General features: G+C 70.8%; 30 protein-coding genes, 2 pseudogenes and 1 riboswitch. Of the genes and pseudogenes, 16 read left to right on the forward strand and 16 right to left on the reverse strand.

Annotation, left to right across the window (positions count from 1 at the left end):
• Nucleotides 1-291: 291 nt before the first annotated feature.
• From F0344_RS31890 to F0344_RS31900, 3 genes are read right to left on the reverse strand one after another with little or no spacing between them, the layout of a single operon-like run.
• Nucleotides 292-1,071 carry an SGNH/GDSL hydrolase family protein gene (locus F0344_RS31890; RefSeq protein WP_185302068.1) on the reverse strand — a complete coding sequence of 260 codons (780 nt, stop codon included), beginning with the start codon at nucleotides 1,069-1,071 and terminating at the stop codon, nucleotides 292-294.
• Between the two features lie 46 nt (nucleotides 1,072-1,117).
• Nucleotides 1,118-2,137 carry a hemolysin family protein gene (locus F0344_RS31895; RefSeq protein WP_185302069.1) on the reverse strand — a complete coding sequence of 340 codons (1,020 nt, stop codon included), beginning with the start codon at nucleotides 2,135-2,137 and terminating at the stop codon, nucleotides 1,118-1,120.
• Nucleotides 2,134-3,471 carry a hemolysin family protein gene (locus F0344_RS31900; protein ID WP_185302070.1) on the reverse strand — a complete coding sequence of 446 codons (1,338 nt, stop codon included), beginning with the start codon at nucleotides 3,469-3,471 and terminating at the stop codon, nucleotides 2,134-2,136. Before F0344_RS31900 ends, F0344_RS31895 begins: the two co-directional genes overlap by 4 nt.
• A gap of 398 nt (nucleotides 3,472-3,869) precedes the next feature.
• Here F0344_RS31900 and F0344_RS31905 point away from each other — a divergent pair, with 398 nt between their 5' ends.
• On the forward strand, nucleotides 3,870-4,229 hold the full coding sequence (locus tag F0344_RS31905) for a hypothetical protein (RefSeq protein WP_185303045.1): 360 nt from the start codon (nucleotides 3,870-3,872) through the stop codon (nucleotides 4,227-4,229).
• A gap of 401 nt (nucleotides 4,230-4,630) precedes the next feature.
• Here the strand turns inward: F0344_RS31905 and F0344_RS31910 are convergent.
• Nucleotides 4,631-4,824 (reverse strand): annotated as a pseudogene (locus F0344_RS31910) (GNAT family N-acetyltransferase); the annotation flags it as partial.
• A gap of 103 nt (nucleotides 4,825-4,927) precedes the next feature.
• Here F0344_RS31910 and F0344_RS31915 point away from each other — a divergent pair.
• From F0344_RS31915 to F0344_RS31925, 3 genes are all read left to right on the forward strand, one after another.
• The gene (locus F0344_RS31915) at nucleotides 4,928-5,155 is read left to right on the forward strand and encodes an antitoxin (RefSeq protein WP_185302071.1); all 228 of its coding nucleotides are present in this window, start codon (nucleotides 4,928-4,930) and stop codon (nucleotides 5,153-5,155) included.
• Nucleotides 5,152-5,523, forward strand: coding sequence for a fic family toxin-antitoxin system, toxin component (locus F0344_RS31920; RefSeq protein WP_185302072.1), 372 nt, complete (start codon nucleotides 5,152-5,154; stop codon nucleotides 5,521-5,523). The genes F0344_RS31915 and F0344_RS31920 overlap by 4 nt, the downstream gene beginning before the upstream one ends.
• 194 nt (nucleotides 5,524-5,717) lie before the next feature.
• Nucleotides 5,718-6,236 carry a hypothetical protein gene (locus F0344_RS31925; protein ID WP_185302073.1) on the forward strand — a complete coding sequence of 173 codons (519 nt, stop codon included), beginning with the start codon at nucleotides 5,718-5,720 and terminating at the stop codon, nucleotides 6,234-6,236.
• A 5-nt stretch (nucleotides 6,237-6,241) separates the two neighbouring features.
• On the opposite strand, the gene F0344_RS31930 is transcribed toward F0344_RS31925, so the two are convergent.
• From F0344_RS31930 to bioB, 4 genes are all read right to left on the reverse strand, one after another.
• Nucleotides 6,242-6,919 (reverse strand): class I SAM-dependent methyltransferase, encoded by a 678-nt coding sequence (locus F0344_RS31930; protein ID WP_185302982.1) that lies wholly within the window; start codon nucleotides 6,917-6,919, stop codon nucleotides 6,242-6,244.
• 89 nt (nucleotides 6,920-7,008) lie between these two features.
• Nucleotides 7,009-7,695 carry a dethiobiotin synthase gene (bioD, locus tag F0344_RS31935; RefSeq protein ID WP_185302074.1) on the reverse strand — a complete coding sequence of 229 codons (687 nt, stop codon included), beginning with the start codon at nucleotides 7,693-7,695 and terminating at the stop codon, nucleotides 7,009-7,011.
• 1 nt (nucleotide 7,696) lies between these two features.
• On the reverse strand, nucleotides 7,697-9,001 hold the full coding sequence (locus tag F0344_RS31940; RefSeq protein ID WP_185302075.1) for an adenosylmethionine--8-amino-7-oxononanoate transaminase: 1,305 nt from the start codon (nucleotides 8,999-9,001) through the stop codon (nucleotides 7,697-7,699).
• Nucleotides 8,994-10,208 carry a biotin synthase BioB gene (gene bioB, locus F0344_RS31945; protein WP_185302076.1) on the reverse strand — a complete coding sequence of 405 codons (1,215 nt, stop codon included), beginning with the start codon at nucleotides 10,206-10,208 and terminating at the stop codon, nucleotides 8,994-8,996. Before bioB ends, F0344_RS31940 begins: the two co-directional genes overlap by 8 nt.
• A gap of 143 nt (nucleotides 10,209-10,351) precedes the next feature.
• Here bioB and F0344_RS31950 point away from each other — a divergent pair, with 143 nt between their 5' ends.
• The 3 genes from F0344_RS31950 (at nucleotide 10,352) to F0344_RS31960 (ending at nucleotide 12,455) form a co-directional block, all read left to right on the forward strand.
• Nucleotides 10,352-11,512 carry an 8-amino-7-oxononanoate synthase gene (locus F0344_RS31950; protein WP_185302077.1) on the forward strand — a complete coding sequence of 387 codons (1,161 nt, stop codon included), beginning with the start codon at nucleotides 10,352-10,354 and terminating at the stop codon, nucleotides 11,510-11,512.
• A 205-nt stretch (nucleotides 11,513-11,717) separates the two neighbouring features.
• On the forward strand, nucleotides 11,718-12,149 hold the full coding sequence (locus F0344_RS31955; protein ID WP_185302078.1) for an ATP-binding protein: 432 nt from the start codon (nucleotides 11,718-11,720) through the stop codon (nucleotides 12,147-12,149).
• Nucleotides 12,150-12,260: 111 nt separating this feature from the next.
• Entirely contained in the window at nucleotides 12,261-12,455 is a 195-nt protein-coding gene (locus F0344_RS31960; RefSeq protein ID WP_374940131.1) for a hypothetical protein, read from the forward strand.
• 17 nt (nucleotides 12,456-12,472) lie between these two features.
• Here the strand turns inward: F0344_RS31960 and F0344_RS31965 are convergent, their stop codons facing one another.
• The 3 genes from F0344_RS31965 to F0344_RS31975 form a co-directional block, all read right to left on the reverse strand.
• Complete coding sequence (locus F0344_RS31965) at nucleotides 12,473-12,943, reverse strand: C40 family peptidase (protein ID WP_185302079.1); 471 nt, start codon at nucleotides 12,941-12,943, stop codon at nucleotides 12,473-12,475.
• Nucleotides 12,944-12,946: 3 nt separating this feature from the next.
• Nucleotides 12,947-13,111, reverse strand: a riboswitch (cyclic di-AMP (ydaO/yuaA leader).
• Nucleotides 13,112-13,455: 344 nt separating this feature from the next.
• On the reverse strand, nucleotides 13,456-13,764 hold the full coding sequence (locus tag F0344_RS31970; RefSeq protein WP_185302080.1) for a hypothetical protein: 309 nt from the start codon (nucleotides 13,762-13,764) through the stop codon (nucleotides 13,456-13,458).
• A 7-nt stretch (nucleotides 13,765-13,771) separates the two neighbouring features.
• A complete protein-coding gene (locus F0344_RS31975; RefSeq protein ID WP_185302081.1) occupies nucleotides 13,772-14,407 on the reverse strand; it encodes an ATP-dependent Clp protease proteolytic subunit in 636 nt (211 codons plus the stop codon).
• A gap of 57 nt (nucleotides 14,408-14,464) precedes the next feature.
• On the opposite strand from F0344_RS31975, the gene F0344_RS31980 reads away from it, so the two are divergent.
• The 9 genes and pseudogenes from F0344_RS31980 (at nucleotide 14,465) to F0344_RS32015 (ending at nucleotide 19,805) form a co-directional block, all read left to right on the forward strand.
• Nucleotides 14,465-14,749 (forward strand): type II toxin-antitoxin system Phd/YefM family antitoxin, encoded by a 285-nt coding sequence (locus tag F0344_RS31980; RefSeq protein ID WP_185302082.1) that lies wholly within the window; start codon nucleotides 14,465-14,467, stop codon nucleotides 14,747-14,749.
• Between the two features lie 52 nt (nucleotides 14,750-14,801).
• Nucleotides 14,802-15,041, forward strand: coding sequence for a hypothetical protein (locus F0344_RS31985; protein WP_185302083.1), 240 nt, complete (start codon nucleotides 14,802-14,804; stop codon nucleotides 15,039-15,041).
• Nucleotides 15,014-15,157 (forward strand): annotated as a pseudogene (locus tag F0344_RS36240) (TetR/AcrR family transcriptional regulator); the annotation flags it as partial. The gene F0344_RS31985 and the pseudogene F0344_RS36240, both read left to right, overlap by 28 nt.
• A 137-nt stretch (nucleotides 15,158-15,294) precedes the next feature.
• Complete coding sequence (locus F0344_RS31990) at nucleotides 15,295-15,597, forward strand: urease subunit gamma (RefSeq protein WP_185302084.1); 303 nt, start codon at nucleotides 15,295-15,297, stop codon at nucleotides 15,595-15,597.
• 15 nt (nucleotides 15,598-15,612) lie between these two features.
• The gene (locus F0344_RS31995; protein WP_185302085.1) at nucleotides 15,613-15,924 is read left to right on the forward strand and encodes an urease subunit beta; all 312 of its coding nucleotides are present in this window, start codon (nucleotides 15,613-15,615) and stop codon (nucleotides 15,922-15,924) included.
• Nucleotides 15,917-17,638 (forward strand): urease subunit alpha, encoded by a 1,722-nt coding sequence (locus tag F0344_RS32000; RefSeq protein WP_185302086.1) that lies wholly within the window; start codon nucleotides 15,917-15,919, stop codon nucleotides 17,636-17,638. Before F0344_RS31995 ends, F0344_RS32000 begins: the two co-directional genes overlap by 8 nt.
• Before the next feature lie 39 nt (nucleotides 17,639-17,677).
• Nucleotides 17,678-18,340 (forward strand): urease accessory protein UreF, encoded by a 663-nt coding sequence (locus tag F0344_RS32005; RefSeq protein ID WP_185302087.1) that lies wholly within the window; start codon nucleotides 17,678-17,680, stop codon nucleotides 18,338-18,340.
• A gap of 23 nt (nucleotides 18,341-18,363) precedes the next feature.
• Complete coding sequence (ureG, locus tag F0344_RS32010; RefSeq protein ID WP_185302088.1) at nucleotides 18,364-19,041, forward strand: urease accessory protein UreG; 678 nt, start codon at nucleotides 18,364-18,366, stop codon at nucleotides 19,039-19,041.
• Nucleotides 19,038-19,805, forward strand: a complete 768-nt coding sequence (locus tag F0344_RS32015) for an urease accessory protein UreD (protein WP_185302089.1) — start codon at nucleotides 19,038-19,040, stop codon at nucleotides 19,803-19,805. Before ureG ends, F0344_RS32015 begins: the two co-directional genes overlap by 4 nt.
• Before the next feature lie 131 nt (nucleotides 19,806-19,936).
• On the opposite strand, the gene F0344_RS32020 is transcribed toward F0344_RS32015, so the two are convergent.
• From F0344_RS32020 to F0344_RS32040, 5 genes are all read right to left on the reverse strand, one after another.
• Complete coding sequence (locus F0344_RS32020; RefSeq protein WP_185302090.1) at nucleotides 19,937-20,983, reverse strand: NAD-dependent epimerase/dehydratase family protein; 1,047 nt, start codon at nucleotides 20,981-20,983, stop codon at nucleotides 19,937-19,939.
• 137 nt (nucleotides 20,984-21,120) lie between these two features.
• The gene (locus tag F0344_RS32025) at nucleotides 21,121-21,831 is read right to left on the reverse strand and encodes a lysophospholipid acyltransferase family protein (RefSeq protein WP_185302091.1); all 711 of its coding nucleotides are present in this window, start codon (nucleotides 21,829-21,831) and stop codon (nucleotides 21,121-21,123) included.
• Nucleotides 21,832-22,000: 169 nt separating this feature from the next.
• Nucleotides 22,001-22,159: a hypothetical protein gene (locus F0344_RS32030; protein ID WP_185302092.1), complete on the reverse strand. Its 159-nt coding sequence runs from the start codon at nucleotides 22,157-22,159 to the stop codon at nucleotides 22,001-22,003.
• Between the two features lie 66 nt (nucleotides 22,160-22,225).
• A complete protein-coding gene (locus F0344_RS32035; protein WP_185302093.1) occupies nucleotides 22,226-23,176 on the reverse strand; it encodes a cytochrome c oxidase assembly protein in 951 nt (316 codons plus the stop codon).
• A 111-nt stretch (nucleotides 23,177-23,287) separates the two neighbouring features.
• A complete protein-coding gene (locus F0344_RS32040) occupies nucleotides 23,288-24,313 on the reverse strand; it encodes a 6-phosphofructokinase (RefSeq protein WP_185302094.1) in 1,026 nt (341 codons plus the stop codon).
• Between the last annotated feature and the right edge of the window lie 39 nt (nucleotides 24,314-24,352).

A 24,352-nucleotide genomic window follows, 5' to 3' on the forward strand; every position in this document is an offset into this window, starting at 1 on the left:
CAGCAGCCGTGCGCGATCCGGCCCGAAACCCAGACAGTGCACCGCGCGAGGCGACCGAGATCAGAGCTGGTGTACATCTGCTGGTGGCCTCCTTCCGGTGATGATGGTTCGGCGATTACCGCAAACTAGTGGCTTGGGCCACAGAGGTCAAGAGGGTGAGCGCGGACGCGACGGGCGCGGGGATGAGTGACCTGCGCAGCAGAAACGAGTGCGTCATCGCCTGCACTGCACTGCCGCGGCCCGGTGCTCCGGGCTGTCCGAGCACCGGGACCGCGGTCGATTGCGCGGACGTCAGCCGAGCGGCGGCTCGTACGGAAGCAGTTCGGCGCGCTTCGCCGGGCGGCCGTCACCGGACGACCGGCCGGTCAGCCGTCGCCCGATCCACGGTGCCAGGTGCTGCCGGGCGAACCGGACGTCATCGACCCGCCGCACCGCCCAGCGCGGCGGTGTCGTCGGCGGCATCGGGGTACGCCAGTCGAGTTCCAGGGGCAGCCCGAGCGTCTGCCACACCGCCTCGGCCACTCTGCGATGGCCCTCCGCCGTGAGGTGCAGCCGGTCGACGTCCCACATCCGCGGGTCGGCCAGCGACGGTGCGCCGTACAGATCGGCCACCAGCGCCCCGTGCCGGCCGGCCAGGTCCTCGATCAGGGAGAACAGCTCCTCCATCCGTGGCCGGAAGCGCTCCATGACGGGACCGTTGCGTCCCGGGCTGCGCATCAGTACGAGCCGCCCGCACGACGGCGCGAGACGTTCCACGGCCTCCTCCAGCCGTGCGCGCACCATGCCCATGTCGCACTTCGGCCGCAGGGTGTCGTTGAGCCCGCCCACGAGCGTGACCACGTCCGCCCGCATGGCCGCCGCGGTGTCCACCTGCTCGTCGACGATCTGGCCGATCAGCTTGCCGCGTACGGCGAGATTCGCGTACCGGAATCCGGGCGTCCGGGCGGCGAGACGGGCCGCGAGCACATCGGCCCAGCCTCGGTAGGAGCCGTCGGGGAGCAGGTCCGACATGCCCTCGGTGAAGGAGTCGCCGACCGCGACGAAACTGGTGTAGGAGGCATTCATTTCCATGGTCGTGCGATCGTACCGGGCGAGGACGGAGGGCCGGCGGGCCCGTTCAGCGGGCCTGCGGCCGGCCCACGAGTTCGCGCAGCACGTCCTCCATGGTGACCAGCCCGGCCAGCCTGTCCTTCTCGTCGACGACCACCGCCAGGTGCGTACGGCTGCGCCTGAGCGCGGTCAGTACGTCGTCGAGCGGCGCCGACTCCCGCACCCGGGCGATCGGGCGCATCGCCGTCACCGGGAACGGGACATTCCGCGGCGTCGCGTCCAGCGCGTCCTTGACGTGCAGATAGCCCAGAATCCGCGCCTCGCTGTCCACGACGGGGAAGCGCGAGAACCCGGTCTCCGAGGAGAGTGTTTCCAGTTCCTCGGGCGTCGTCCCCACCCGGGTGGACACCACCCGGTCCACCGGCAGGACGACATCGCGGACGGGCCGGCGGCCCAGCTCCAGCGCATGCCGGAGCCGCTCCGCCGAACGGTCGTCGACCAGACCCGCGTCCCCGGCGTCCTTCACCAGCCGGGCCAGCTCGTCGTCGGAGAAGGTCGCGGAGACCTCGTCCCTGGTCTCCACCCGCAACAGCTTGAGCAGTACGTTCGCGAATGCGTTGACCGTGAAGATCACCGGCCGCAGTCCCCGGGCCAGTGCCACCAGCGGGGGGCCGAGCAGCAGCGCGCTGCGGGCCGGCTCGGCGAGCGCGACATTCTTGGGGACCATCTCGCCCAGGAGCATGTGCAGATACGTCGCCACCGACAGGGCGATCACGAACGAGAGCGGATGCACGAATCCGTGCGGCACGCCGATCGCGTCGAACACCGGCTCCAGCAGGTGCGCGATGGCGGGCTCGGCGACGATACCCAGCACCAGCGTGCACAGCGTGATGCCGAGCTGTGCCGCCGCGAGCAGCGCCGAGACGTGTTCGAGGCCCCAGATGACACTGTGCGCGCGCCGGTTGCCCGCGTCAGCATCGGGCTCGATCTGACTGCGGCGTACGGAAATCATCGCGAACTCCGCGCCGACGAAGAAGGCATTGACGACAAGGGTCAGCAGACCGATGAAGAGCTGGACGGCGGTCATCGTTCGTTCTCCGTCAGCTCGGGGGTGCCGGCAAGCGGCGCGTGCAGGAGTGCCCGCGCGGCGCGGTGCCCGGAGGCGTCCACCACGTCGATGCGCCACCCGGTCAGGTCCACGGTGTCACCCACCACCGGGATGCGTCCGACCTCGGCGGCGATCAGCCCGGCGAGGGTCTCGTACGGTCCCTCCGGCACGCGCAGCCCGATCCTTTTGAGCTGGTCGGTACGGGCCGCGCCGTCGGCGGACCAGAGCGTGCGTCCGCTCGCGTCCTCACCAGCCGGGGCGAGGTCCGGTGTCTCGTGGGGGTCGTGCTCGTCGCGCACCTCGCCGACGACCTCCTCGACGATGTCCTCCAGCGTGACGACACCGGCCGTACCGCCGTACTCGTCGATGACGACGGCCATGGCCAGCTTGCCGGACAGCCGGTCGAGCAGCCGGTCCACGGTGAGAGTCTCCGGTACGAGCAGTGGCTCGCGCAGCATGTCCGACACCCTCTTGCGGGGCCTTTCGCCGGCGGGAATCGCCAGCACGTCCTTGATGTGGGCGACACCGACGACCGAGTCCAGGTTGCCCCGGTAGACGGGGAAGCGGGAGAGGCCGGTCGCGCGCGTCGCGTTGGCGACGTCCTCGGCGGTGGCCTGCACCTCCAGTGCGGTGACCTGGACGCGCGGGGTCATCACGTTCTCGGCGGTCAGCTGCGCCAGATTGAGGGTGCGTACGAAGAGCTCGGCGGTGTCCGCCTCCAGCGCGCCCTCCTTCGCGGAGTGCCGGGCCAGCGCCACCAGTTCCTGCGGGCTGCGGGCGGAGGCCAGCTCTTCGGCCGGTTCGAGGCCGAAGCGTCGCACGATGCGGTTGGCCGTGTTGTTGAGGTGGCTGATGAAAGGGCGGAACACAGCGGTGAACATCCGCTGCGGAGTGGCCACCCGCCGCGCCACCGCCAGAGGTGAGGAGATCGCCCAGTTCTTCGGCACGAGTTCGCCGACCACCATCAGGACGACGGTGGACAGGGCGGTGCCGAGCACCAGAGCCACCGAGGACGCCACGCCGGGGGAGGCGCCCAGCGCCTCCAGGGGCCCGCGGATGAGCTTGGCGACGGAGGGTTCGGCGAGCATACCGACGACCAGATTGGTCACGGTGATGCCGAGCTGTGCGCCGGACAGCTGGAAGGTGAGGCTGCGTACGGCCTTGAGGGCGCTCGCAGCCCCCCGGTCCCCCCGTTCGACGGCTCGTTCGAGCTCGCCGCGCTCGACCGTGGTCAGGGAGAACTCCGCCGCCACGAAGGCACCGCACGCCAGCGAGAGCAGGACGGCCACGAGGAGCAGAAGCACTTCGGTCATCGGTTCACCTCCGTCCCATGATCAGGCAGGGGGAGAGGGAGCGCGCGATGGACGCGGTGTCGGCTACTGGGAGGCTCGCCCATGGGCGGACGCTCACACCTTTCGTGGTTCGGTCGGTGACAGGACATCGTAAGGGCCGTCCCGGCAGCCTTGCGGGGAGTCCTGGGTACATGGCACGCGCGGCACGCATGCCGGGCGCCCGCCCCAGGTTCTCAGCCGGTGAGGTGTTCACCCAGCGGCTCCACTGGGGCTCCGGCGTATACCCGGCGGCGCGCCAGGCATGCCGCGCCAGGCCGTTGTTGTGGTGCGCGCCATAGTTGGCTCCAGCGGTCGCTGTAGGCGGCTCGCAGGGGGAGCGGCCAGCCCGGTGACGGACCCGGGTCGACCTCCAGCACGCCATGACGTCGACTGATCCAGCTGAGGCGATCAGCGGTGCGTGGGAGGGAAATGCCGATGCGGTTCCCTGCCGGCGCACGCAGGATCTCGGTATGTCGACAGGCGGGATGATCGAATGCCGGCCGGGTGCTCGGCTGTGGGGCCGCGACGACGAGGACTCCATCTGGCAACCCGCCATCGATCTGTTCCTGCTCAACAGGGGCAACGCCTACGGCGGCCCGCACGACGTGCACGGAACCGCCTGGCCGAGTGCCACTGATGCGCAGCTGAGCGCGCTACTTGGCCAAGCGGGCCAACCATCGCGCGCAGTCAGAGCCAGCTATCGGCCAACGTCACAGGAGTCCTGTGTCATCGAACCATGAACCTATGTCCCCGAAGTCTGATCGGCAAGAGCCCCGGTCGCGAATGCGCAGGTTCCGTGCCACACCTACCTCGCGACGTCCCGCAGGCCAGGCACGTCGAGCTGCACGCCGGTCCGCAGCCCGGTTCGCTGGTCAGGCCAGCTCGTCGATCAGGGCTGCGCACACGGTCAGTATGACGCGCGGGTCGTTGTAGGCCGGTGTGGCTTCGAGAGAGTCAGGTCCTCCGGGGCAGCTACCGATCGACGTCTACAGGAACTCCACGCATCTGCAGCCGGGCCTTCAGAAACCCCATCTCCGACGACGTCCCTACCAGGCCGTCGTGGCTCAGTTCCCCGACCAGTTCACGAGCCCGCGACAACGAGGTCGCTGAGACCTCCCGAAAGACCTTCAAACAGAAGGTAGATGACGGTACCGGCGAGGACGCCGTCCAGCTCCGCGAGGATCAGGGCGCCGGGATCGCGGGCGACCAGCGTCGTATGCCGTCCTGGTCGTCACTGATGCTGGTGCCTTCGGCGGCCCCCTTCCAGAAGGCGAGGACCTCGTCCAGATCACCGGCGCCGGCGGCGCGTATCGCAAGATCATTCATACCGGCCATCCCATCACCGGCCGCGTGCGGCCGTCGACACGATTCCGGTCCAGGGGCGGGCGCGACAGCGCTGCCCTTGCTGGTGCTAGCAGGGGCGCGCTAGCGTGATGAGGTGCCCAAGACTCAGCTGAACGTACGAGTGGACGAGGCCACCGCCGAGGCCGCGCGGCAGCGCGCGCTGCAGAGGGGGATGAGCGTGAACCGCTACATCGAGGAACTCGTGAGGCAGGACGCGGGCGAAGTGGGACACACCTTCGTCGAAGCCGCGGCCGACTTCATGAAGCAGTACGAGTCGGTTTTCGCGGAGGAGTTCGGTGCGGAGGGCGAACGAGCCCGTTGAACGTGAAGATCGACCTTTCCTGGCTGCTGATGGTCGCCGAGCACAAGACGCCCGGAGATCCGCAGGTCGTCGACTGGGGCGCACTGGTCGCCGCGGTGAGCCGCCATGAGGCGGAGATCTTCGGCAGCCCCGTCTACAGCGACCCGCACTCCCGGGCCGCCGCCCTTCTGCAACTGCTGCTCCATGTGCCCGCACTCGAACACTCCAACGCGATGTTCGCCTCCGCCGTCGCCTACGGCTATCTCGTCGCTTCGGGGCTGAAGGTCATCACCTCGCCCGAGCAGGTGCGCGACCTGGCCCGGCTGGTCAAGGAGGGGAAGGCGGACGTCCGGGCCATCGCCGAGGAACTGCGCCAGTGGAGCGTTTGACTCTCCTTGACCCCGGACCCCTTGACTCCGGACCCCTTGACTCCGGACCCCTTGACTCCGGACCCCTTGACTCCGGACCTCCTGGCTCCGGGCCCCCTGACGGGAGTGGCCTGGCGGGGGGCGCCCGGCCCCCGCTGTGCGCAAGGTCGCCGGAAGGGCCTCTTCCGCGCCGCTCCGCCGCTAATGTCCCGAGCATGACACCCATAGCGCGATTGAAGAGCATAGGACGGACCAGACGGACAACGGTCACACTCGTCGGCACGGCAGCCGCCGTGATCCTCGGAGTGAGCGGGGCCCTCGCGGCCGGAGCCCCGGACGACGGGGGAACGGACACTTCCGGCGGTACGACGGTGGGTGTGACGAGCGGTTCGGACGGCGAACCGACCCCCGCGCCCACCGAGGGTCCCGGTGGAACACCGGCCCCCAGCCCCGGAGCGTCGGAAGGCGCCGCGGACGGCGGCGGTACCGTCGGCGGCTCCGGCGGTGGCGGGGAACCGACCGAAAACCCGGGCCCGTCGGATCACCCCAGTCCGAGCGGCTCGGGCGCACCTTCTCCGACACCCCCCGCCGATCTCGCCGATCTCGCCGAACTGACCGAGCGCATCGGCGAACTCGAGGCGAAGGTGGACCAGTTGCCCACCAAGACGGAACTGGCCGACGCCCTGCGTGCCTTCGCCGACCAGTTGGACAACGGCGGGCAGAGCGGGAACTGACGGCGTCAGTCGTCCGAGAACGGCCGACGGGCCACGCCCAGTACGCAAGGGGAGGAGGGGAGTTGCACACCCTTCTCCGGAATCCGCAGCCTGCGGTACGTACCCAGCTCGAAGCCGGCCGCCTCGACAGCGGCGAGTGTGTCCCGCGCCGTGTGGCAACCACCGAAGAGCAGCGGCCAGACCGTGCGGTCCACCACTCGCTGCGCCGCCGCCAGGCCACGGCCCGGGGCGAGCCCGTGCTCGAAGAAGCGCAGCTCGCCGCCGGGCCGCAGGACCCGCCTGATCTCGGCGAGGGCGCGCGGCAGATTCCGTACGGTGCACAGGACCAGGGACGCCACGGCCGCGTCGAACGCCTCACTCTTCACCGGCAGCGCCTCCGCCGTGCCGGGCACCACGTCCACCGGGACCTCCGCCCGCAGCGCGGCGCCGACCGCCAGCTGCCGCAGGCTCCGTTCCGGCTCGATCGCCACCACCTCGGACACGGCCGCCGGGTAGTGCGCGAAGTTCAGGCCGTTGCCCGCGCCGATCTCGATCACGCGGCCCGACAGCCCGGTCAGCAGCTCCGCGCGACGGGCCGCGATACCGCCCCGGTCGTCGGCGGCCACGCTCATCCGGGCGTAGAACCGGGCGAAGACGGGATGGTGCACCATGTCCCGCGGGATCTTCCTGCTGCGCAGCTGCATGACGGCCTCCTCGGGGAACACGTACGGCTCCTTCGATTCTCCCCCGTAACCGCCTGCTTCTCCCCTCCACGTGCCCGGCCGGCCGGGCGTCACCGCGGCCGGTGGCCGCCGAGCTCCGTGGTCAGCCAACTCCCCGCGCGTGCACGGAAGTCCCGGGGGTCCAGGGATCCCGCACCGGCCGGCACCGCACCCAACAAGGGGGCGCCCGCCGCGACCGGGAGGTCGTCGATGTTGCACCGGGCGGCCAGGTCCGGTTCCGCCGGCATGCTGCCCACCACCACGCCCAGGCACTCCAGACCCCGTGCACGCAGTGCCTCCGAGGTCAGCGCGGTGGCATTGAGAGTGCCGAGCCCGGCGGGCGCCACCACCAGAACGGGCGCGCCCAGCAGCCGCGCCGCGTCCGCCAGCGTGGAGCCCTCGTCGTCGAACCGTACGAGCAGTCCGCCCGCTCCCTCGATCAGCACCAGATCGTGCTCGGCCGCCAGCTTCCCCGCCGCTTCGGCCACTTCGTACGGACGCACCGGTGCCAGACCGGCCCGGCGGGCGGCTGTCGCCGGGGCCAACGGCTCCGGGAAACGTGCCAGTTCGACCGGGGTGACATGAGCGCCCGCGAGTCGCAGCACCTCGGCCGCGTCCCCGTGCTCGCCGGGAGCGAGACCCGTCTGGGCCGGCTTGAGCACGGCGACCCTGCGGCCCCGCGCCGCCGCCGCGACGGCCGCGGTCACCACGGTCTTCCCGATCTCGGTGCCCGTGCCCGTCACCACCAGGACCGTCATCTCAGCCCTCCTTCACGGCCGCGCACACGGCGCGGCAGATCCGCGCCACATCGACGTCACCGGTCACATAGGGCGGCATGGTGTAGATGAGGTCGCGGAACGGACGCAGCCAGACCCCTTCCCGTACCGCCGCCGCCGTCGCGGCCGCCATGTCCACCTCGTGGTCCAGCTGTACGACGCCGATGGCGCCCAGCACCCGGACGTCCACGACCGCGGGCAGCGCTGCCGCCTCCGCCAGACCGGCCCGCAGCCCCTCTCCGATCCGTCCGACCTCCTGCTCCCAGTCCTGGCCCAGCAGCAGATCGACCGACGCGCAGGCCACCGCGGTGGCGAGCGGGTTCCCCATGAACGTCGGGCCGTGGGCGAGTACGGGCACCTTGCCGCGGGAGATGCCCTCGGCCACCTCGGACGTGCACAGCGTCGCCGCCAGGGTGAGATAGCCGCCGGTCAGCGCCTTGCCGAGACACATGACATCCGGCGAGACACCGGCATGCCCGGCCGCGAACAGCTTGCCCGTACGCCCGAAACCCGTGGCGATCTCGTCGAACACCAGCAGTACGTCATGCGCGTCGCACGCCTCCCGCAGCACCCGCAGATACGCGGGCGAGTGGAACCGCATACCCCCCGCGCCCTGTACCACCGGCTCCACGATCACGGCGGCCAGCTCGTGCGCGTGGTCCGCGATCAGTCCGCGCAGATGCGCGATGTACGCCTCGTCCGGCTCCGCGTCGAAGCCGTCCGGCGGCGCGTCCGCGAAGACCTGCCGGGGCAGCGCACCCGACCACAGCTCATGCATCCCGCCCTCGGGATCGCACACCGACATCGGCTGCCAGGTGTCCCCGTGGTAGCCGCCGCGCCAGGTCAGCAGCCGCTGCTTGGCCGGCTGTCCGGCCGAGCGCCAGTACTGCAGGCACATCTTCACGGCCACCTCGACCGACACGGAACCGGAGTCGGCGAGGAACACGTGCCGCAACGGCTCCGGGGTGATCTCCACCAGCCGGGTCGCCAGCCGCACGGCGGGTTCATGGGTGAGCCCGCCGAACATCACATGGCTCATCCGGTCCAGCTGGGCGCGCGCCGCCTCGTTGAGGACCGGGTGGTTGTACCCGTGCACCGCGGACCACCAGGACGACATGCCGTCCACCAACTCGCGCTGCCCGTGGGCCTCTTCGGCCAGCCGGAGCCGTACTCCGGACGCGGACTCCACGACCAGCGGTTCCTGCCGGCCCGGCATCGGACCGTACGGGTGCCAGACATGAGCCCGGTCCAGGGCTCGCAACCCGGCGGGAGAGAGGGGCTCAGGCATTGGGCGCGAGGTCCGTACCGGCGCCGCGACGGCGGACCGTCACCAGATCCGTGCGAGCGCCCGGCACCTCGGGAACATCCGCGCCCGGCACCTCGGCAGAGCCCGGGGCCGGCGCCCCGGCGGCCTTCGCGGCCGGCTCGTCGGCGCTGTCGCCGCACGGCGCGCAGCCCCCCTCGTGCGAGCCGCAGCCACCGCCCGCCCGCGCACGGTGCCGGGGGAGCGTCGTCGTACCGGCGCCCTCCACCTCGAAACCGGCGTCCGCGATCATGTCCAGGTCGGTCTGGCCGGCCTGTCCCTCGCTGGTCAGGTAGTCACCCAGGAAGATCGAGTTGACCAGGTTCAGGGCGAGCGGCTGCATCGAGCGCAGATGGACCTCGCGCCCACCCGCGAGCCGCACCTCGACGTCCGGACAGACGAACCGGACCATCGCGAGGATGCGCAGGCAGCGCTGCGGGGTGAGGTTCCACTCCTTCGCGAGCGGCGTGCCCTCGAACGGGATGAGGAAGTTGACCGGCACCGAGTCGGGGTCCAGCTCACGCAGCGCGTAGACGACGTCGACGAGGTCCGCGTCGCTCTCACCCATGCCGGCGATCAGCCCGGAGCAGGCGGACAGCCCGGCGGCCTGCGCCTGCTGCACGGTCTCCACGCGGTCCGCGTAGGTGTGCGTGGTGGTGATCGCGCCGTACGTCTCCTCGGACGTATTGAGGTTGTGGTTGTACGCGTCGGCGCCAGCCGAACGCAGCCGCTCGGCCTGTCCGTCGGAGAGCAGACCGAGACAGGCGCACACCTCGACGCCCTCGTTCTGGTCCTTGATCGCCTCGATGGTCTGCGACACCCGGTCCACGTCGCGGTCCGTGGGACCGCGGCCGCTCGCCACCAGACAGACACGCTTCGCGCCGCCCGCCACCCCGGCGGCCGCCGCCCTGGACGCCTCGTCGGGCTTCAGCCAGGTGTACTTCAGGATCTCCGCCTTCGACCCGAGCCGCTGCGAGCAGTACGAGCAGTCCTCGGGGCAGAGCCCGGACTTGAGGTTGACCAGGTAGTTCAGTTTCACCCGCCGCCCGAACCACTGGCGCCGTACCCGGCCCGCGGCGGCCACCACGTCGAGCAGTTCGTCGTCGGAGGTCGCCAGTACGGCGAGCGCTTCTTCGCGGGTCGGCAGTTCGCGCCGCAGCCCCTTGTCCACCAGCGTGTTCAGCAGGTCCATGGCGATGATCCTGACGTACGGCATGGTCTTCGGCCAAGGAGGAACCAGACAGAAGAGACGGAGAAGGGTGTGGGTATTGCCACACCCTGACCCGCTGTTCTCGCGGCTAGGGTCTGTGAGCTGCCTACAAAAGGGACCACCCCATGTCCTTCGCCCCGTTCGACTGGATCGATGCAGAGGCCCGCCGCCGTGCCACCGCCGGACTCGTCCGCACGCTGCGGCCGCGACCCGCCGAAACGGAACTGCTGGACCTGGCGAGCAACGACTATCTCGGTCTCACCCGGCACCCGGAGGTCACCGCCGCGGCCGCCGACGCGGCACGCCGATGGGGTGCGGGTGCCACCGGTTCGCGGCTCGTCACCGGGTCCACCGCTCTGCACGCCACGCTCGAAAGCGAACTGGCCGCCTTCTGTGGTTTCGAGGCTGCCCTGGTGTTCTCCTCCGGCTACGCGGCCAACCTCGCCGCCCTCACGGCGCTCGCCGGTCACGGCTCCCTGATCGTCTCGGACGCGGGCAACCATGCCTCGATCGTCGACGGATGCCGGCTCTCCCGGGCGGTGACGGCCGTGGTGCCGCACGCGGAGCCGGACGCCGTGCGCAAGGCGCTGCACGCGCATGACGGGCGGGCCCTGGCGGTGACGGACTCGGTCTTCTCGGTGGACGGCGACGCCGCCCCGCTGACGGAGCTCGCCGCGGCGTGCCGGGCCGAGGGCGCGGCCCTGCTGGTCGACGACGCGCACGGTCTGGGCGTACTCGGAGAAGGCGGGCGCGGCGCGCTCGCCGCCGTCGGGCTCGCGGGCGGTGAAGGCATCGTCGCCACGCTCACCCTGTCCAAGTCGCTGGGCAGCCAGGGCGGGGCGGTCCTCGGACCGGCCCGGGTCATCGACCACCTGGTCAACACGGCCCGCACCTTCATCTTCGACACCGGGCTGGCCCCGGCGGCGGCCGGCGGGGCGCTGGGCGCCCTGGGCCTGCTGAAGCGCGAACCCGAGCGTGCGGACCGGGCCCGTGCGGTAGCCACGGCCCTGTACGAACGGCTGACCGCTGCCGGTCTCACGGCGGCCCGCCCCGACGCCGCGGTGGTCGCCGTCCGGGCGCCGTCGGCGGACACGGCGGTGCGCTGGGCGGCCGACTGCCGCGCGGCAGGAGTCGCGGTGGGCTGCTTCCGGCCGCCGTCGGTGCCGGACGGGATCTCGCGGCTGCGGCTGACGGCGCGCGCCGATCTGACGCCGCAGGAGGTGTCGGCCTCGGTCGCGGCGATCGTACGGACCGCTCCCGACGGGGCGTCGGTTCAGCGCGGCTGAACGGAAGACCACCGCCCGACCACCGGGTTGGATGCACTTCCCGCCCAAATGCAGTCTTACGTGGCAGAGTTCACCGCTTTGGGCGACAGATCTCCGCATATCTTGGTGCAGCGTCGTTACAGAGGGCAGCATCAGTGTCAATCTGGCGCGAAGCACAACCCCGGCCGACTTCCGATCGGCCGGGCAGGGAAGGGACGGCGCCGCCATGGCAGACCAGCAAGAAGCATCCCTCACTCTGCCGAGCGATCCGGTCTCGGTCTCCTCGGCTCGCAGGTATGTGGCCCGGGTGCTCACGGAGTGGGGCCTCGCGGACGACGCCGAGCTCGCGGACAGCGTCCGTCTGATCGTTTCCGAACTGGCCACCAACGCCGTCCAGCACACGTTCGGCCAGTCGCCCACCTTCACCGTGGACCTCCGGCTCGACCGGGACGAGGAGCTCTACCTCGGAGTGACGGACAGCCACCCCCGCTGGCCCCGGCGACTGCCCGCGGCCGTCCAGCAGGACAACGGGCGCGGCATGGTGATCATCCGCTGTCTGGCCAAGGAGTGCGGCGGACGGCTCACCGTCAGCCCCACGGCCGAAGGCGGCAAGACCGTCTCGATCGCCCTCCCGTGGACCGTCTCCGTGCAGAGCTGACCACGGGTGAAACGGTCCGTCACTACGCTGTGGCGGCGCGGCCGAAAGCGCTGCGCAGCAGCGCCGTCAGGGTCGCGGCCGCCCCGGTCGCCCGTCCACACCGCACTCGCCGTGGCGGGGCTCGCCGCGGTACTGGTGACGATGCCGGTGCTCTTCGGCACCGTCCAACTGCTCGGCGGCGCGTACGTGCTCCACCTCGGACTCAGCGAGCGCCGGCCGCCTACCACCAGGGCGATCGAGGGCGGCAGCGGCGTCGCGCTCACCGCGCTCGGGCTCGTGCCGGTGGGCGGGCCCCTGCTGCACTGAGACAGCGGGGGCGACGGTCAGCGCACCCGCCCGTACCAGACGCTCCTGGACCAGATCCGTTCGAGGCGCACGACGGACCCGGACTTCGGGGAGTGCCAGATCCGGCCGCCGCCCGCGTAGATGCCCACGTGGTAGACGCTGCGGCCGGAATGGAAGAAGACCAGATCGCCACGCTTCCGCTGCGAGGAGGTGATGTGGCGGGTCTTGTTGTACTGCTGCTGGGCCGTGCGGGGGAGCTTCTTGCCCACCCTCTTGAACGAGTACATCGTCAGCCCCGAACAGTCGAAACGGCGGGGGCCGGCTGCACCGTACTTGTAGGGTGAACCCTTCTTCGAGGCGGCGATGCTGAGCGCCTTCGTCGAATGGGTGGCGGCTTCGGCATCGTTCACGATGCCCGGGGCCAGCATGGTGGTTCCGAGGGCGAGAGTGAGTGCCGAGGCCGTGCCGGCCCGGGCGAGAAGTGACGGGACATGAACCTGCGCAGACATGCGCAACCCTTCGTCAGCCGCCTGTGAAGGATGACCTGTCGGGTTCGGGCTGGCGAAGTTGCCCGGCCGCACGTTGCGGCTTCACCCCGAGGAACGGCCGGTTGCCCGGTCGGCCCGTTGTGCTCGGGTCCTCCACTCCTGCCGATCCACTCCTGTCGACCAGTCATCCGGACGGCGGCAGGACTCGGCGTCCGCCCGGACCGCCCCGTCGCGGTGGCGGGGGCTTGTCGTCCCAGGGATCTTGACTCACCCGGCGCCTGTTTTCCGAGCTGAAACAGTGTTATGAGAGGATCATCACGACTGATCCATTCGGGTGGACAGAGGGGATTTGGGTCGGGCGAAGTGATGTTCGACCAGGCTCGTACCAGCGACAAAGCGCTGAACTCGGCTCACCATCCCTACCCGATGCGCAAGTTGAGCTGTCCCTCGTGAGGGGGACGGCCTACGCCGAACGAGCGAGGAAACTCGGTGCGGGTGCCGGGCGTGTCGCAAGAGTGCCGGGGAAGCGCTGATCAAGTCGTGCCGACGGGGGGCACGGTGACCCGTTCCGCCCGCCGCTCCCCGTCGAGCACCCGTAGGGCCCGGGCCAGGGTGCCCGCATGGATCTGCGTCTCGCCCCGCTCGTGCATGGAGACGAGGGCGTCACGCAAGGCCGCGGCTCGGGAGGCCAGCGCCTGCGCCGCCCGGAGCGCGCTGTAGGTGTCGCTGCCACGCGCCGGGTTGATCCGGCCCACTTGGTCGAGCACTTCGAGATAGCGGTCGATGAACTCCCCCTCGGCGCGGGTCAGCGCGGGGAGCGGTGGGAACTCCGGTGGCGGCATCGGCGGTTCACCTCGCGGTGTGCGGCGGCTGGGAGGGGCTGCGGTTCTCCATGACGTGGTCCACCATCCCGTACGCCTTGGCGGCCGCGGCGTCGAGGAAGGTGTCCCGGTCGAGGTCGGCGGATACCTGCTCCGCGGGCCGGCCGGTGTGCCGGATCAGCATCTCCGTGAGCACCTCGCGCTCACGCATCAACTCCCCTGCCTCGATCTCCAGATCGGAGGGCTGGCCCCGCACGGGCTCCGGCAGGGACGGCTGCTGAATGACTACCCGGGCGCCGGGCAGGGCATGTCGCCGGCCCGGCGCACCGGCGGCGAGCAGGACGGCCGCCGAGGAGCCGGCCTGGCCGAGACAGAACGTCTCCACCTCGCAGGTGAGGAACTGCATCGTGTCGTAGATGGCTGCCATGGCGGTGAACGAGCCGCCGGGGGAGTTGATGTACAGCGAGACCGGCCGGTCGGGATCCGCGTGCTCCAGGTACATGAACTGAGCGATGAGGTCGGTCGTCGCGACGTCGTCCACCGGTGTGCCGAGAAAGACGATCCGCTCGGACAGCAGCTTCGAGTACGGGTCGAGGGTCCGGGTTCCGGTGGCGGTGCGCTCCGTGAGTTCCGGCAGTACGTATCGAGCGGCGGGGCGGATCATGACCTGGTCCTCCTTGTAAGAAATGTACAGGACGTACACAAGGTTATGATGGGGACTATGGCCTACGAGATTCCGGTGACGCAAGCCCGGGCGGAGCTCGCCGAACTGATCAACCGCGTCGTCTACGGCGGCGAACGGGTGGTCGTGACGCGGCACGGAAAGCCGCTCATCGCCCTCGTTTCCGCCGCTGACCTGCGGCGACTCGAGGACGAGGAAGCAGTGGCGGAGGAGCAGGTGATCCGCTCGGTGTCCTCGATCCACTCGGTGACGTCCGCTCCGGGCGAACGGCGGAGCTTCGGTATCGCCGCCGAGCACCGTCGGCACGACCACCAGGGCGACTGAAAGTCTTCGCCCGGACGTGAAAAGGCCGTGCACCCCGTCCGCTGGGGCGGGGATGCGCGGCGGCTCGGTGGTCCAGCGCGTCAGTGCCGGTTCGCGGGCGCCCGGGGCCGCGTCCGCCCTGTCGTGGCGCCGCCCTGCCGCGATCACGACGGTCAGACGGGCCGCCGCCCACAGGGTGGGGGCCGGTGCCGGGCCGCCTGCCGCGCTGCCGTCGAAGAAGGCGACCGACCTCAGCAGCGATCCGCCCGCACCCGGCGGCAGCCACCGGCCGACCGCGTCGCCCGCACGCTGATCGCGACGGCCCGGGGCTTCATCGTCCAACTGGCACTGTTCGGGGACATGAAGCCGGAGGTCCTGGCGGACGGGCTGCGGGGCCTGATGCCCATGGAAGTGCAAAGGGTCAGTTAACGCGCCGGAAAAACTTCCGCCCTAACGTGCAATACCTCGCCGCGGGACTCTCGTTCAAGATCGACAGGCTCTTGGGGGCGGATAGGGTCCGGCTGCGTCCAGGGCAGGTACTGGGCGCAAGACGAAGAGGTGGAAGCGTGCAACTGACTCCGCACGAGCAGGAGCGCCTGCTCATCCATGTGGCCGCCGACGTGGCGGAGAGGCGACGGGCGCGCGGGCTGCGGCTCAACCACCCCGAGGCCGTCGCCCTGATCACCGCGCATCTGCTGGAGGGCGCGCGCGACGGCCGTACGGTCTCCGAGCTCATGGCGTCAGGACGGAGGCTGCTCACCCGTGACGACGTCATGGAGGGCATCCCCGAGATGATCCACGATGTCCAGGTCGAGGCCACCTTCCCCGACGGCACCAAGCTCGTCACCGTCCACGACCCGATCGTCTGACGGGGGCGCGCCGCGATGATTCCCGGAGAGATCCTGTACGCGGACGGCCCGGTGCCGCTCAACGAGGGCCGTGCCGTCACCCGCCTCACCGTCCTCAACGCCGCCGACCGCCCCGTCCAGGTCGGCTCGCACTACCACTTCGCCGAGGCCAACCCGGGCCTGGACTTCGACCGGACCGCCGCCCGCGGGCAGCGGCTCAACATCGCCGCCGGCACCGCTGTCCGCTTCGAGCCCGGCATTCCCGTCGACGTCCAACTCGTCCCCCTCGCAGGGCTGCGCATCGTCCACGGCCTGCGCGGCGAAACCGGAGGTGCCCTCGATGCCTGAACTCGACCGCGCGGTCTACGCCGACCTGTTCGGACCCACCACGGGCGACCGCATCCGGCTCGCCGACACCGACCTGTTCGCCGAGATCGAGGAGGACCGCTCCGGCGGGCCCGGACTCGCCGGTGACGAAGCGGTGTTCGGTGGCGGCAAGGTGATCCGCGAGTCGATGGGCCAGGCGCGCACCACCCGCGCCGAAGGCGCCCCCGACACCGTGATCACCGGCGCCGTCGTCATCGACCACTGGGGCGTCGTCAAGGCGGACATCGGCATCCGCGACGGCCGGATCACCGGCATCGGCAAGGCCGGGAACCCCGACGCGATGGACGGAGTGCACCCCGACCTGGTCATCGGACCCGAGACCGAGATCATCGCCGGCAACGGCAAGGTTCTGACCGCGGGCGCCGTCGACGCGCACGTCCACTTCATCTCGCCGACCATCGTCGACCAGGCGCTGTCCGCCGGTGTCACCACTCTCGTGGGCGGTGGCACGGGACCCGCCGAGGGCACCAAGGCCACCACGGTCACGCCCGGCGCCTGGCACCTCGCGCGGATGTTCGAGGCGTTGGAGGCCTACCCGGTCAACATCGGCCTGCTCGGCAAGGGCAACACGATGTCCCAGGACGCGATGCGTGCCCAACTCCGGGGCGGAGCGCTCGGATTCAAGATCCATGAGGACTGGGGGGCCACACCCGCCGTCATCGACGCCTGCCTGACGGTGTGCGAGGAGAGCGGCGCCCAGCTCGCCATCCACACGGACACCCTCAACGAGGCCGGATTCGTCGGCGACACCCTCGCCGCCATCGCGGGACGCTCGATCCACGCGTACCACACCGAAGGGGCCGGGGGAGGGCATGCCCCCGACATCATCACCGTCGTGTCGGAGCCGTACATCCTGCCGAGCTCCACCAACCCGACCCGCCCGCACACCGTCAACACCATCGAGGAGCACCTCGACATGCTGATGGTCTGCCACCACCTCAATCCGGCGGTGCCGGAGGACCTGGCCTTCGCCGAGTCACGGATCAGGCCCTCGACCATCGCGGCCGAAGACATCCTCCACGACCTCGGCGCGATCTCGATCATCTCCTCCGACGCCCAGGCGATGGGCCGTGTCGGCGAAGTGATCCTGCGGACCTGGCAGACCGCGCACGTGATGAAGAAGCGGCGCGGCGCCCTGCCGGGAGACGGACGGGCCGACAACCGCCGTATCCGTCGCTATGTCGCCAAATACACGATCAACCCGGCGGTGGCCCAGGGGCTGGACCGGGAGATCGGCTCCGTCGAGACCGGCAAGCTCGCCGACCTCGTCCTCTGGGACCCGGCGTTCTTCGGGGTCAAGCCGCAGACGGTCATCAAGGGCGGCCAGATCGCGTACGCGCAGATGGGCGACGCCAACGCCTCCATTCCCACTCCGCAGCCGGTGATGCCCCGGCCGATGTTCGGCGCACGCGGCCGCGCCCCCGCGGCGAACTCGTTCAACTTCGTGACCGGCGTGGCCATCGAGGACGGACTGCCGGAACGCCTCGGCCTCGGCAAACGGTTCGTGCCGATCACCAGTACCAGGGGCGTCACCAAGGCGGACATGCGGGAGAACGACGCGCTGCCCCGTGTCCAGGTCGACCCGGACAGCTTCGCCGTCACCATCGACGGTGAGCCGGTCGTTCCCGCGCCCGCCGCCGAACTCCCCATGGCGCAGCGCTACTTCCTCTTCTGACGACCTCCACCGCTCCGACGCTCCGATCGAAGGTCAGCCATGACGCGCGCAGCGCTGCTCGTCCTCGCAGACGGCCGGTTCCCCGCCGGTGGCCATGCCCACTCGGGTGGCGCCGAACCGGCCGTCAAGGCAGGGCGCATCCGTAACACCGACGACCTCGCGGACTTCTGCCGTGGCCGGCTCCACACCACGGGACTCACCTCCGCCGCACTGGCCGCGGCGGCCGCCCACGGCCTCGACCCGCTCGCGCTCGACGAGGCCGCCGACGCCCGCACACCCTCGCCCGCCCTGCGAGCCGTCGCGCGCAAGCTCGGCCGTCAGCTGATGCGGGCCGCCCGAGCCACCTGGCCCAGCGCCGAACTGGCCGCTCTCGCCGCCGCCCGGCCGCGAGGCGCCCACCAGCCCGTCGTCCTCGGCCTCACCGCCCGGTCCGCTGGGCTCGGGCCCGAGGACGCCGCGCACTGCGTCGTGTACGAGACGGTCAGCGGACCTGCCACCGCGGTCGTCCGGCTGCTCTCCCTCGACCCCTTCGAGGCCACCGCCGTCCTCGCCCGCCTCGCCCCCGAACTCGACCGGGTCGCCGAGCAGGCCGCCACCGCCGCCCGCCTGGGCCTCGACGCGCTGCCCGCCGCTTCGGCGCCGCTGCTCGACATCTCCGCCGAAGCGCACGCCGCCTGGCCGGTCCGTCTCTTCGCCTCGTGACCCGCACCCCCAGGAGCCGCCCCATGCACCTCGACCACAGCCACGACGGTCCGGCCGCCGTGAGCGCCGACGCCGCACGGCCCGACGGCACCCGGCGCGCCCTGCGCATCGGGCTCGGCGGTCCGGTCGGCTCAGGCAAGACCGCGACCGTCGCCGCCCTCTGCCGCACACTGCGCGACCAGCTGTCCATCGCCGTCGTCACCAACGACATCTACACCCGCGAGGACGCCGAGTTCCTGCTGCGCAACGCCGTCCTGCCGCCCGAGCGCATCCAGGCCGTGGAGACCGGTGCCTGCCCGCACACCGCGATCCGCGACGACATCTCCGCCAACCTCGAAGCGGTCGAGGATCTGGAGGACGCAGTCGGCCCCCTCGATCTCGTCCTGGTGGAGTCCGGCGGTGACAACCTCACCGCCACCTTCTCCAGAGGGCTGGTGGACGCCCAGGTCTTCGTGATCGACGTGGCGGGCGGCGACGACATCCCCCGCAAGGGCGGCCCCGGCGTCACCACCGCCGACCTCCTCGTCATCAACAAGACCGACCTCGCGCCGTACGTCGGCTCCGACCTCGGCCGGATGGCCCGCGACGCGGCCGAGCAGCGCGGCGAACTCCCGGTCGTGTTCACGTCCTTGACGTCCACCGACGGCGTCCGCCCCATCGCCGACTGGGTGCGCGCCCAGCTCGCCGCCTGGACCGCATGAGCGTCCAGGCCACGGCCCGTATCACCGCGGTCCCCGACGGCAGGGGCGGCACCGCGCTGCCCGTCCTGGAGAGCGGCGGGCCCCTCGCCCTGCGCCGCACCCGTTCCGGCCTGGCCCCGTACGCCCGCGTCACCGTCGTCGGCGCCATGACCGCGCCCCTGGGCGGTGACCGGCTCGCCGTCGAGGTGGACATCGGGGACGGTGCCCATCTGACCGTGGACTCGGCGGCCGCCACCGTCGCCCTCCCCGGAGCGGGACCGGACGCCGGGCCCGCGACGTACGACGTACGGCTGGCCGTGGGGGAGGGGGCGACGCTCCGCTGGCTTCCGGAGCAGCTCGTCTCCGCGTACGGCAGCGAGCTGCGCATGACCACCCGGGTCGAACTCGCCCCCTCCGCGCGTCTGGTGCTGCGGGAGGAACAGGTCCTCGGCCGGCACGGCGAAACGACCGGTACGCTCACCACCCGGCTCACCGTGCGCCGGTCAGGACGCCCGCTGCTCGACCAGCAACTCGCCTACGGGCCGGGCGCGCCCGCCGGCTGGGACGGCGGGGCCGTACTCGGCGGACACCGGGCGGTCGGCCAACTCCTGCTCGTCGAACCGGACTTCGAGGACTCCTGCCCGGAGACCCGACTGCTCTCCCCGACCGCCGTACGCACCCGGCTCGCCGGCCCCGCCGTGCTGGTGACCGCCGTCGCGGCCGACGCACGGCTGCTGCGCGGGGTGCTGGACGAGGCCCTGCGTGAGCTGAAAGGAACCGGCTGAGCGGGAGTCCGCTGAGCGGGACGACCGGCACGACGTGACGTGTGCCCCGCACGCCACACCGAAACCGTAGAGGAAACGGGCGGTCGAGGGGCGGCCGGACACCTGTCCGGCCGCCCCTCCGCTCCGGCGCCTCACACGCCCCGGTCGTACTCCTCCAGCCAGGCGTCCTCCGCCGCGTAGTCGAAGATGTCGCCGTAGTTCCGCGCCATTTTGGGGAACGCGTCCCTCCAGTCCCGGCCGTCCAGCCGCCCGGCGAGCCAGGCCACGGTCTCCGGCAGGGAGTCCGCGTAACCGGTCACCGGCCGGTAGCCGAGCTCCCGCTCCGCCGCCGTCATGTCGTACACGATGTCGTGCGCCGCGCTCCAGGGGGTCTCCCCGACCCGGCCCGGGGCAGGCGCGCCCGCCAGCAGCACGGTCTCCGTCCTCCTCCCGAGGACCTCGTCGACGGCCGCACCGATCTCGGCGACCGTCGGAGCCCCGGGATCCGCCGCGTTCAGCACCCGGCTGCCAGGCCGCAGTGCGGCGAGCCGGATCAGCTCCGCCACATTGGACACATGCACGGGATGGAAGCGGCTGGTGCCCCCGTAAGCCAGGACCCGGCGCGTCCGGCCGTCGACAGCGCGCTTGACGAAATACAGCTCGCGCGGGGTGCGAGAGTACGGCCCGTGCACGGCCCCCGCCCGCAGCAGCGTCACGGGCAGGGAACCGGCGGCGGCCAGCAGCTCCCGCTCCAGCCGGATCTTGCGCGTCGCGTAGGTCCCGTCGCCCGGTGCCACGGTGGCCAGGGACTCGGGGATCGGCACCGGATAGCGCGGGCCGCCGTCCGGGCGGTCCTGGGTGTCGAAGCTGCGGCCCTGCCCGTCCTCGTACACCGCGCCGCTGGAGATGACCACCGCCGAGCCGATCCGGTCGGCGAGACCGGTCAGCTGCCGGGCGTGGGCCCCGTCGAAGGCCACCATGTCGACCAGGACGTCACAGCCCTCGCCCAGCGCCGCCGCGACCGCCCCGTCCTCGTCCCGGTCGAGACGGACGCCACGCACCCCCTCGGGCCAGGTGCCGTCCCGCCCGCCACCGTACGAGGCCGCGGTGACCTCCCAGCCGTCCCCGGCGAGCGCGGCGACGGCCGCCCTCCCGATCTGACCCGTGGCGCCCAGCACATATGCGTGTCCTCTGCTCATGGGACAGACGCTAGGCGCTGGGCCACCGACGGGCAGGAAACCTTCGCTGAGCGCAGATTCCCGGATGCGCCGAGCGCGGCTTCGCGGGCCCTGCGGTCCTCAGCCGGGCCTGCGGGCTTCGCGGGACCGAGACGCGGTCAGCGCCGCAGCCGGAGGAACTTCTTCGGCTGGTCCGCCTGCGCGGCCTTCACCTTGACCGCGTACTCGTCCACGTACTCCTGGCCGGAGAGACCCAGGATCGCGTACATGATCTCGTCCGTGACGGCCCGGATCGCCGCCTTCTGGTTCTCAAGCCCCGCGTACCTGGAGAAGTCGAGCGGCTCACCGAAACGGATCGTGACCTGCTTGATCCGCGGGACGACCCTGCCGGGCGGCTGGATCTCGAAGGTGCCCACCATCGCGCACGGGACCACCGGAACCCCCGCCCGGATCGCCATGACCGCGACTCCGACCTTGCCCTTGTACAGGCGCCCGTCGTGCGAGCGCGTGCCCTCCGGGTAGATCCCCAGCAGCTCGCCCTTGTCCAGTACCCCGAGCCCCTCGCGGATCGCGGCCTGCCCCGCGTCCTTGCCGGAGCGGTCCACCGGGATCTGCCCCGCACTGTGGAAGAAGGCGGCGGTCAGCCGACCCTTGAGACCGGGGCCGGTGAAGTACTCCGCCTTCGCCAGAAAAGTGATGCGCCGCTTGATGATCGCGGGCATCAGGAAGTGGTCGGAGAACGACAGGTGATTGCCGGCGACGATCGCCGCCCCGTCGGCGGGAATGTGCTCCAGTCCCTCGATCCGCGGCCGGAACAACAGGCGCAGCACCGGCCCCAGCACGACGTATTTCAGGACGTAATAGAACACGGAGGGTGCACCTCGCTCTGCCGGTCGGCTCAGGGCTGTGTCGTGCCAGGTCATCGTGGTGCGGGGAAACCGTCAGTCTAGGACGCCCGCCGCGAGCACGGGGCCCTACTCACCGGTACCACGCGGGTCCCGGACTCCGACCGGTGGTGCGCCGCTCCGTTGGAGCGGATCAGTTCTCCTGCGTGGCCGCCGTTCCCAGCGTCGTCAGGCCGAGTACCACCCAGCCGAACCAGAGCCAGCCGTTGCTCCCCAGTGCCACCGTGTACGCCGTCACGGCGACCAGGGTCACGATGGTGAGCACTCCCATGGTTTTCACGGAACCGGACATGCGCGCACGCTCCTCATCGGCCGCGCGGCCGTTGAGCCCATGGTCGCCCCGTGGGGGTGTTCCGCGCTACTGCCCGCGCGCCTGCAAGGAGGCGAGATACGCGTTGTAGGCGGCCAGCTCCTTGTCGCCGTCCCGGTCGGCGGCCCGGTCCGAGCGCTTCGCGGTCCGCTGCTCGGAGCGGTACCACTGGAAGACCAGCGCGATCAGCACCAGCACCGAGGGGATCTCGCTGAACGCCCAGGCGATACCGCCCGCCCAGTTCTGGTCGCTGAGCGCGTCGATGCCCAGAGAGGCCGGAGGATCCTTGTACGTCTCCACCATCGGGCCGCTCGCCATCATCAGCGCGATGCCGAAGAACGCGTGGAACGGCATCCCGGCGAAGAGCTCCAGCATCCGCATGAGATAACCCGGCCGGTGCGGACCCGGGTCGATTCCCATGATCGGCCAGAAGAACACCAGGCCGACGGCGAGGAAGTGCAGCATCATCGCCAGGTGGCCGGGCTTCGAGCCCATCAGGAAGTCGAAGATCGGCGTGAAGTAGAGCCCGTACAGACTGGCGATGAAGAGCGGGATCGTGAACACCGGATGCGTGATGATCTTCATGTACCGGCTGTGCAGCAGCATGAGCAGCAGTTCGCGCGGTCCGGTCCGGTCCCGCCCGGCGACCGGAAGCGCCCGCAGCATCAGGGTCACCGGCGCGCCCAGCAGCAGCAGGATCGGCGACAGCATGCTGATCACCATGTGCTGCACCATGTGCACACTGAACATGACCATGCCGTAGTCGTTGAGCTTGGTGCACATCACCAGGGCGATGGACAGCACACCGAGGACGAAGAAGACGATCCGGTTGACCGGCCAGCCGTCCCCGCGCCTGCGCAGCCGCAGTACGGCGTACGCGTACAGCACGAGCGCCAGCACGCAGCCGACGAGGAAGAACGGGTCCGCGGAGAATTCCAGCCCACGTCCGAGCGTGAACGGCGGCAGATCCATGTTCATGCCGTGCCCGCTGTGGTCCATCTGTTCACTCCCGCTGGGGACATCCCCGATTCGTGCCGCTTGTCCGGGTCCAGAATAGAACCGCCCCCGGCCGCAGCTGCGGCCGGGGGCGGTTCAGGGAGCCCGCACGGGTCAGAGCACGCACTCGGCCTCGGCGTAACGCTCCGCCGGAACCGTCTTCAGGGTCTCCACGGCCGCCGCCAGCGGCACCATCTCGATGTCCGTGCCGTGCAGCGCCGTCATCATGCCGAACTCGCCGCGGTGAGCCGCCTCCACCGCGTGCCAGCCGAAGCGGGTCGCGAGGACCCGGTCGTACGCGGTCGGGGTACCGCCGCGCTGCACATGGCCGAGGATCACCGGACGGGCCTCCTTGCCGAGCCGGTGCTCCAGCTCGATGGAGAGCTGCGTCGCCACTCCGGCGAACCGCTCGTGCCCGTAGATGTCCTTGGTGCCCTGGGCGAACTCCATGGAGCCCTCCCGCGGCTTCGCGCCCTCGGCGACCACGACGATCGCGAACTTCTTGCCGGCGGAGAAGCGCCGTCCGACGAGGGTGGTCAGCTCGTCGATGTCGAAGGGGCGCTCGGGGACGACGATGGCGTGGGCACCGGCCGCCATGCCCGAGTGCAGCGCGATCCAGCCGGTGTGCCGTCCCATGACCTCCACGATCAGCACCCGCTGGTGCGACTCGGCCGTGGTCTTCAGCCGGTCCAGGGCGTCGGTCGCGACACCGACGGCGGTGTCGAAACCGAAGGTCACGTCCGTGGAGGCGATGTCGTTGTCGATCGTCTTCGGAACGCCGACGATCGGCAGACCCGCCTCGGAGAGCAGATTGGCCGCCTTCAGGGTGCCCTCGCCGCCGATCGGGATGATGGCGTCGAGACCGAGGTCGCAGACATGTCCCCTGGCCCGCTCTACACCGTCACGCAGATGGGCCGGCTGGACCCGGGAGGAGCCGAGGATCGTGCCGCCACGGGCGAGGATGCCGCCGACCGCATCGAGGTCGAGCTTGCGGTAGTCGCACTCGAGGAGGCCCCTCCAGCCGTCGTGGAAGCCGATGACCTCGTCACCGTGGTCCACGACCGCGCGGTGCACGACGGAACGGATGACGGCATTGAGGCCGGGGCAGTCGCCGCCGGAGGTGAGCACACCAATTCGCATTGCCCGGGAAACCTTTGCAACGTGGGGCCGACGACCGGA

The organism is Streptomyces finlayi (assembly GCF_014216315.1).
GTDB lineage: Bacteria > Actinomycetota > Actinomycetes > Streptomycetales > Streptomycetaceae > Streptomyces > Streptomyces finlayi_A.

Coding starts and splice junctions, on each gene's coding strand:
- F0344_RS31890 (WP_185302068.1), bottom strand. CDS start 1,071: ATGGAAATGAATGCCTCCTACACCAGTTTCGTCGCGGTCGGCGACTCC.
- F0344_RS31895 (WP_185302069.1), bottom strand. CDS start 2,137: ATGACCGCCGTCCAGCTCTTCATCGGTCTGCTGACCCTTGTCGTCAAT.
- F0344_RS31900 (WP_185302070.1), bottom strand. CDS start 3,471: ATGACCGAAGTGCTTCTGCTCCTCGTGGCCGTCCTGCTCTCGCTGGCG.
- F0344_RS31905 (WP_185303045.1), top strand. CDS start 3,870: ATGACGTCGACTGATCCAGCTGAGGCGATCAGCGGTGCGTGGGAGGGA.
- F0344_RS31925 (WP_185302073.1), top strand. CDS start 5,718: ATGACACCCATAGCGCGATTGAAGAGCATAGGACGGACCAGACGGACA.
- F0344_RS31930 (WP_185302982.1), bottom strand. CDS start 6,919: ATGCAGCTGCGCAGCAGGAAGATCCCGCGGGACATGGTGCACCATCCC.
- bioD (WP_185302074.1), bottom strand. CDS start 7,695: ATGACGGTCCTGGTGGTGACGGGCACGGGCACCGAGATCGGGAAGACC.
- F0344_RS31940 (WP_185302075.1), bottom strand. CDS start 9,001: ATGCCTGAGCCCCTCTCTCCCGCCGGGTTGCGAGCCCTGGACCGGGCT.
- bioB (WP_185302076.1), bottom strand. CDS start 10,208: ATGGACCTGCTGAACACGCTGGTGGACAAGGGGCTGCGGCGCGAACTG.
- F0344_RS31950 (WP_185302077.1), top strand. CDS start 10,352: ATGTCCTTCGCCCCGTTCGACTGGATCGATGCAGAGGCCCGCCGCCGT.
- F0344_RS31955 (WP_185302078.1), top strand. CDS start 11,718: ATGGCAGACCAGCAAGAAGCATCCCTCACTCTGCCGAGCGATCCGGTC.
- F0344_RS31965 (WP_185302079.1), bottom strand. CDS start 12,943: ATGTCTGCGCAGGTTCATGTCCCGTCACTTCTCGCCCGGGCCGGCACG.
- F0344_RS31970 (WP_185302080.1), bottom strand. CDS start 13,764: ATGCCGCCACCGGAGTTCCCACCGCTCCCCGCGCTGACCCGCGCCGAG.
- F0344_RS31975 (WP_185302081.1), bottom strand. CDS start 14,407: ATGATCCGCCCCGCCGCTCGATACGTACTGCCGGAACTCACGGAGCGC.
- F0344_RS31980 (WP_185302082.1), top strand. CDS start 14,465: ATGGCCTACGAGATTCCGGTGACGCAAGCCCGGGCGGAGCTCGCCGAA.
- F0344_RS31985 (WP_185302083.1), top strand. CDS start 14,802: ATGCGCGGCGGCTCGGTGGTCCAGCGCGTCAGTGCCGGTTCGCGGGCG.
- F0344_RS31995 (WP_185302085.1), top strand. CDS start 15,613: ATGATTCCCGGAGAGATCCTGTACGCGGACGGCCCGGTGCCGCTCAAC.
- F0344_RS32000 (WP_185302086.1), top strand. CDS start 15,917: ATGCCTGAACTCGACCGCGCGGTCTACGCCGACCTGTTCGGACCCACC.
- F0344_RS32005 (WP_185302087.1), top strand. CDS start 17,678: ATGACGCGCGCAGCGCTGCTCGTCCTCGCAGACGGCCGGTTCCCCGCC.
- ureG (WP_185302088.1), top strand. CDS start 18,364: ATGCACCTCGACCACAGCCACGACGGTCCGGCCGCCGTGAGCGCCGAC.
- F0344_RS32015 (WP_185302089.1), top strand. CDS start 19,038: ATGAGCGTCCAGGCCACGGCCCGTATCACCGCGGTCCCCGACGGCAGG.
- F0344_RS32020 (WP_185302090.1), bottom strand. CDS start 20,983: ATGAGCAGAGGACACGCATATGTGCTGGGCGCCACGGGTCAGATCGGG.
- F0344_RS32030 (WP_185302092.1), bottom strand. CDS start 22,159: ATGTCCGGTTCCGTGAAAACCATGGGAGTGCTCACCATCGTGACCCTG.
- F0344_RS32035 (WP_185302093.1), bottom strand. CDS start 23,176: ATGGACCACAGCGGGCACGGCATGAACATGGATCTGCCGCCGTTCACG.
- F0344_RS32040 (WP_185302094.1), bottom strand. CDS start 24,313: ATGCGAATTGGTGTGCTCACCTCCGGCGGCGACTGCCCCGGCCTCAAT.